Raw genomic sequence first — 5,649 nt, 5'->3', positions numbered from 1 at the left:
TTCCATTCTTCAATAAAAGACTTAATTGTGGTCAAATCTTTATCTTTATCACCACTCAGTTCAAACGCTTTAAGTTTTTCCAGGCAGGCAAATTTTTTGTCAAAATTCGCAGACTCTTCGCCATGAGCTTTATTTTTTATAGCGTGAAGCCTGTCAAAATAATGATTGCACGCATTTTTGAAATCATTCCAAATTTTATCAGAATATTTTCGGGGTACATGACCGATAGTTTTCCATTCCCTCTGAATTCTTTTCATTTCAGAAGTTGTTGTATCCCAGTCTTCGCTATCTTTTAAAGATTGCGCTAAGCTGAGAAGGTCTCTTTTTTTGTCGAGATTATCCTGCTGATCTTTTTTAAGTTTTTTATAATAGGCGTTTTTATTTCTGTTAAACCCCCGAACGGCTTCTTTAAAATCTGTCCAGGTTTGTTCATTTACATTCTGTGGTACTTTTCCGGCCTTAAAGAAAGCGTCTCGTTGTTCCTCGATATCTCTTATTTGTTGTTGCAAGTCTTTATGGTTGCTGGCAATATGAGAACCAATTTCAACAATCTTTTGAATAATGCTTTTTTTCTTTTCTAAGTTTTGCTCATATACTTTATCAAGATCTTTAAAATAATCCTGTCTTCTTTGGTGCATGACTTTAGTAGCATTACTAAAGCGCTCCCAAATTTCTTCTCGATGTTCTTTATCAACTGGCCCTATATCTTCTTTCCAAACCTTATGAAGCGTTTGCAATTCCCTAAATGCTTTATTGAGATCTTCTTCTTCTGCCAAGGCTTCAGCGCACTCAACTAATTTTAACTTTTCCTCTAAATTATGCTTAAAATCCAGGTCTCTTAATTCCCTGTTTAAATGCAGGAAGTCGTAAAAAATCTCAATATGGTGATGATATGTTCTCCATACATCATTGTAGTTATTTCTTGGGATTGGTCCTGCATTTCGCCATCTTTCCAGAATACCTTTGAAATTTCTATAGGTAGTGTTTATATCTTCTTCAACATTCACGAGCCCTTTAAGTTCAGCAATAATTTCCAGTCTGTTTGCAAGGTTTTCGTTTAGATTTTGCTCAAGGTTTTTATAATACGCATTTCTTTTATCACGGTATTCAGAATAGACCTCGTTGAATTGCCGTTTGGTAACTGAATTATATCTGAAGTCAATTTCGTTGCCACCCTTGGCTATGAAATCTTCTTTTTTGTGTTCTAAAAAATCAAGGAATTTTAAGTCAAATTCGTGTTTTATACCATCAACATGTTTTTTAATGGCCTGCACTTTCTCATTTCGAACCAACCTTTGTAATTCCCCTACCAGATTTTCCATAGACATGGCGTGATAGTCCAGGATTGGAATATGATGCCTCTGATGATTGTCTTTGTCCTCTGCGTCTTCCGCGTTAGATTCATTTATTTCTTCATGGACATCCTCTTTAACAGCTTCTGTCTTATCGGTCGCTATTACTTCCTGGGATTTATCTTCTGGTTCAGGGCTTTTCTCTGATTCCTTTTTAGATTCAGTAGTTTCTTTAGATTCAGTAGTTTCTGAATTAACTTCTCCCTCTACAGTATTCTGTAGTAAATGGTCTTTATTTTCCAACATTTTATTTAATGTTTCTGCGGATTTGTTAGTTCCTACTTTGTAAGATACTAACAGCATTAATAGCTACAAAGGTAATCAAACTACTTTTATACATCAATTAATACCTCAAGTGTTATAAGGTTTGCCTTATTTTAAAACTTAAGGTTCAGAATATTAGGAATTCCATATTTGCCAAGCTTTTTCGGCCTGTAACTCCAGCATCTTTCTGCCATTACATATAATAGCACCTTTACGTTCTCCAGATAATAGAAATGCAGTTTTTTCGGGGTTATAGATAAGATCAAAAAGTAAATGGCTTGAAGTTAGAAATTCATATGGAAGTTCTGGTTTGGCCTCGGTATCAGGAAAAGTACCCAATGGGGTACAATTAATAAGCACAGTGTGCGAACTAATAATTTTCTTATTTAGATCCGTATAGCCAATCTGATCGCCTATTGGGTTTCTTGAAACGTATTTAAACGAGATTCCTAATTCTTTTAAAACAAAGGCGACAGCTTTAGAGGCCCCGCCGGTGCCAAGAATCAAAGCTTTATTATGCGATTCTTTTAAAAATGGCTGGAAAGATTTTTTGAAACCGTAAACATCTGTATTATATCCTATGAGACTACCCTTTTTAAATTTTATGGTGTTTACAGCTCCTATGCGTTCTGCTTTTTTATTTAAACTATCCAAATAGGGAATTATCGCCTCTTTATAGGGGATTGTAACATTTAGTCCTTTCAGTGTGATATGCTTTTTTATAAGATCTGGAAATTCCTCTATTTTAGAGAGGTCAAAATTTTCATAGCTATGGTTCACCAGGTCCATTGAGGTGAACTTGTGATTAAAATATGTTTTAGAGAAAGAGTAGGATATATTCTTTCCAATTAGTCCAAAACTATGTATTTTTTGCTCTGTTTTTGCCATATTTTTCCAAACCTATTAATAGGCCAATTCCCAATAATATTAATATGATTGCCCACCAGGTTTCGCTAAAGTTAAAATCCGGAATATATCTTTCATAGTTCATTATTATCTTATCTCCATTTGAATCGATAGCTATTTTTCCGGCTTCATCTTTAACATAAACAGGGTTTTTCCAGGGCCATACCACACCCAGAGAACCGGTAATAAACCCTATTATAACTGCAGAAGTTATATATTTGTAATGCTTTAACACATATCCCAGGAGATGGGATAGCGTAACCAAACCTGTTGCAGATCCCATCGTAAATACGGCAAGAATTTTCAAAGTTCTTAACCGCATTTGGTTCTCTAAGAAGCTAAAATCACCTTTAATTATTTCAGCCATAGTGTCGTACAAGGAATTTACAGAATCTACCAATAGCAATACGTAATTACCCAATAGTATTAGGATAAATGATCCGGATAAGCCCGGTAGGGTCATCCCGGAAACGCTTATGATACCACAGAGAAAGATAAATAGCAAATTATCATTTTCCTTGGCGGGGCTTAAAAAACTAATTGAAATGCCCACTATAAATCCCAGCAGACCAGCCGTAATGGTTCCTCTATTCCAATGTTTAAAGTCGTTGGCAATGAAATATATGGAACCTATAATCATTCCAAAGAAAGTAGCCCAAACAAACAATTCTTGTCGTTCAAGAAAATAGTCAAGTATTTTGGAAACGCTAAAATAGCTAACTAGCATTCCAAATATCAGTAATGACAAAAATTGCCCGTTTACGTAACGGTAAAAACTTTTAAACCTGCCATTAAAAAGTAATTTAAAAGCTTTTAGATTGATTTTACGGAGTGAATAAATAAACTCTTCATAAAAGCCGGCGACAAATGCTACAATACCACCTGAGACACCGGGAACTTTATTTGCGGCACCCATTCCTAATCCCTTAATAATCAGAAATAATTTATCAAGAAAAGTTCTTGGCTTCTGCATTAGTGTTATTTTTTACTTTTTGTAGCTATTTTTTCAAGTATAAAAATTACGCAAAATCCAAGTAATGCTAATAGGAGGGCATAATGTAACTGATTATCACCTTCATATTGAAAAGGAGATATGTTAATTTCCTTTACAGGAATAACTTTGTCGCCAAAAGTCTTTGTCTCCAAAACTTTTTTCCATGGCCAGATTTTGTTTAATGAACCCAAAATAAAACCTGTTAAAAGTGCTAAAGTGGTGTTCTCATAATTTTTAAACATCCATTTTAAAAGCCTTGCAAAGCTTAAAAGGCCAAATATAGCCCCTATAGCAACAGTAGTAATAATTAAGACGTCTTTTTGGTGAACGGCATCTAAAATGGTTTTATAGGATCCGAGAAGTACCAAAATGAATGCTCCTGAAATTCCTGGTAAGATCATTGCACATACAGCCAGAGCACCAGATAGAAATAAAAAGGGCAGACTTCCGGTATTTTCTGAAGGCGGAAGGGTCGTAATATAATACGCCACAATGGTTCCCAAAACAAAGGCAGTTATGGTGCCTAGATTCCATTTCTTTATCGCCCGGGCAATAAAAAAAATGCTGGCAAATACAAGTCCGAAAAAGAAGGACCACAGCAATATGGGCTTGTTAACTAAGAGCCAGCTAATCATTCTGGCTAAAGAAAAGACGCTAATGAAAATACCTACAAAAAGGGCCAATAAAAAATTTCCATTAATAGCTGTCCAAAAGGATTTGAACCCCTCTTTTTGTAAAGTTTTAAACTTAGAAAAATTTATGCCATTTATAGAGGTAATAAGTTCTTCGTAAATCCCTGATATAAACGCTATTGTACCGCCAGATACTCCCGGCACCACATCTGCAGCACCCATGGCGACTCCTTTAAGCGAAATAATAATATAACTTAATAAATTGCGCTGACCCATTAAAAAAATAAAAAAACAAAAATAGTTCTTTTATTCGGAAGCCTTTTTAATATTGCTAATTATGTTTTGGGTCCAAATAGAGTTGTAATACTCAGGGAATGCTTCTTCAAAAATAGTAAGTTTAGAGATGTCTAATTTTAGTGCATTAATAAATCTAAATCTTGCTTGTTCAGAATCACTTAACATAAGATATAAGCCAGTCATTCTGTATTCTATTTCAGCTTCTTCAGGGTAGAATTGCAGCCCCTGGATTAAAATTTGAACAGCGGAATCGATATCACTATTCTTTGTAACAACTTCTGACCAGTTCAACCAGGTGTCTAACTCATAATTTCCAAGATCCACAGCTTGTTTATATGAAAAATCAGCTTCATCCAGGTTTTGAAGGATGTAATGAATTTTGGCGCATTTTTTCCAATATATGGCATTTTCACCATCAATATTAATTGCCTTATTTACATAGTACAAAGCCCTTTCATAATTTTTCTTACGAAAGTAAAAATCAGTAATTGCCAACCAGCCTTTATCGAGTAGTGGATCCTCATGTACAGTCTGGTAAAAATAGAATTTGGCGAGCTCGTCATTGTTTAGTTTTTCATGACATTTTCCAATCCTCAAGTAAGCATGGGAGGTAGGATCTTCTATTTTTATTGTTGTTTCGTAATTTTCAATCGCCTCGTTGTGCTTTCCCATTTTTTCCAGAACCTTTCCCTTTTCAAAATAGGCCCCTATAAATGAGTCGTCAGCAATTATTGCAAAATCAAATGCCGCTAATGCCTCAGGAAGCATTTCTTTAATGAAATATTGTTTTCCCAGTTGATGCCATGCCACCTGACAATATGGATTTCGTTCAAGAAAATCGTTCAAAAAAGTTATGGCACCTTCATAATCCTCCATGAATTCATAACAATAGACCACATTATAAAGGGAAGAATAATCCTGTTCATCGAATGAAACACATTTTATAAAATTATCTTTAGCCTTCTCAAAATTATCCATGAATAGATATTCCATACCTAACAATGAGTAAATGTCAAAACTATCTTCAGATAGGTCCAAAGCCTTTTTTAACATGTCTATTGCCGCTTCATGATTGTCTTTTTTTGAATAGATATTAGCACGCTGTATATAAATTTCCTCATTAGTGCTATCCATCAATTGAAGCTCATCTAGCAGCTTCTCAGCAACTTCCAGATTATTTTCAAATACCAGGACCTCTATATCC

5 protein-coding genes are annotated in these 5,649 nt (G+C 34.8%); all 5 read right to left on the bottom strand.

The annotated features are described in order from the left end of the window. On the bottom strand, positions 1-1,598 hold a 1,598-nt coding region (locus tag WBN20_RS07535; RefSeq protein ID WP_424281247.1), incomplete at its 3' end, for a DUF349 domain-containing protein. Positions 1,599-1,751: 153 nt separating this feature from the next. Further along, a complete protein-coding gene (locus WBN20_RS07530; RefSeq protein WP_424273854.1) occupies positions 1,752-2,504 on the bottom strand; it encodes a shikimate dehydrogenase family protein in 753 nt (250 codons plus the stop codon). Next, positions 2,476-3,495, bottom strand: coding sequence for a DUF368 domain-containing protein (locus tag WBN20_RS07525; RefSeq protein ID WP_424281246.1), 1,020 nt, complete (start codon positions 3,493-3,495; stop codon positions 2,476-2,478). The genes WBN20_RS07530 and WBN20_RS07525 overlap by 29 nt, the downstream gene beginning before the upstream one ends. 5 nt (positions 3,496-3,500) lie before the next feature. Further along, a complete protein-coding gene (locus tag WBN20_RS07520) occupies positions 3,501-4,424 on the bottom strand; it encodes a DUF368 domain-containing protein (RefSeq protein WP_424281245.1) in 924 nt (307 codons plus the stop codon). A 30-nt stretch (positions 4,425-4,454) separates the two neighbouring features. After that, a partial coding sequence (locus WBN20_RS07515; RefSeq protein ID WP_424281244.1) for a tetratricopeptide repeat protein occupies positions 4,455-5,649 on the bottom strand: 1,195 nt, incomplete at its 5' end.

The sequence above is a fragment of the Eudoraea sp. genome (assembly GCF_049665975.1).
GTDB lineage: Bacteria > Bacteroidota > Bacteroidia > Flavobacteriales > Flavobacteriaceae > Eudoraea.
The sequence above is the reverse complement of the archived record's forward strand: the minus strand, read 5'-3'. Positions and strand labels throughout refer to the sequence as shown.

Coding starts and splice junctions, on each gene's coding strand:
- WBN20_RS07530 (WP_424273854.1), bottom strand. CDS start 2,504: ATGGCAAAAACAGAGCAAAAAATACATAGTTTTGGACTAATTGGAAAG.
- WBN20_RS07525 (WP_424281246.1), bottom strand. CDS start 3,495: ATGCAGAAGCCAAGAACTTTTCTTGATAAATTATTTCTGATTATTAAG.
- WBN20_RS07520 (WP_424281245.1), bottom strand. CDS start 4,424: ATGGGTCAGCGCAATTTATTAAGTTATATTATTATTTCGCTTAAAGGA.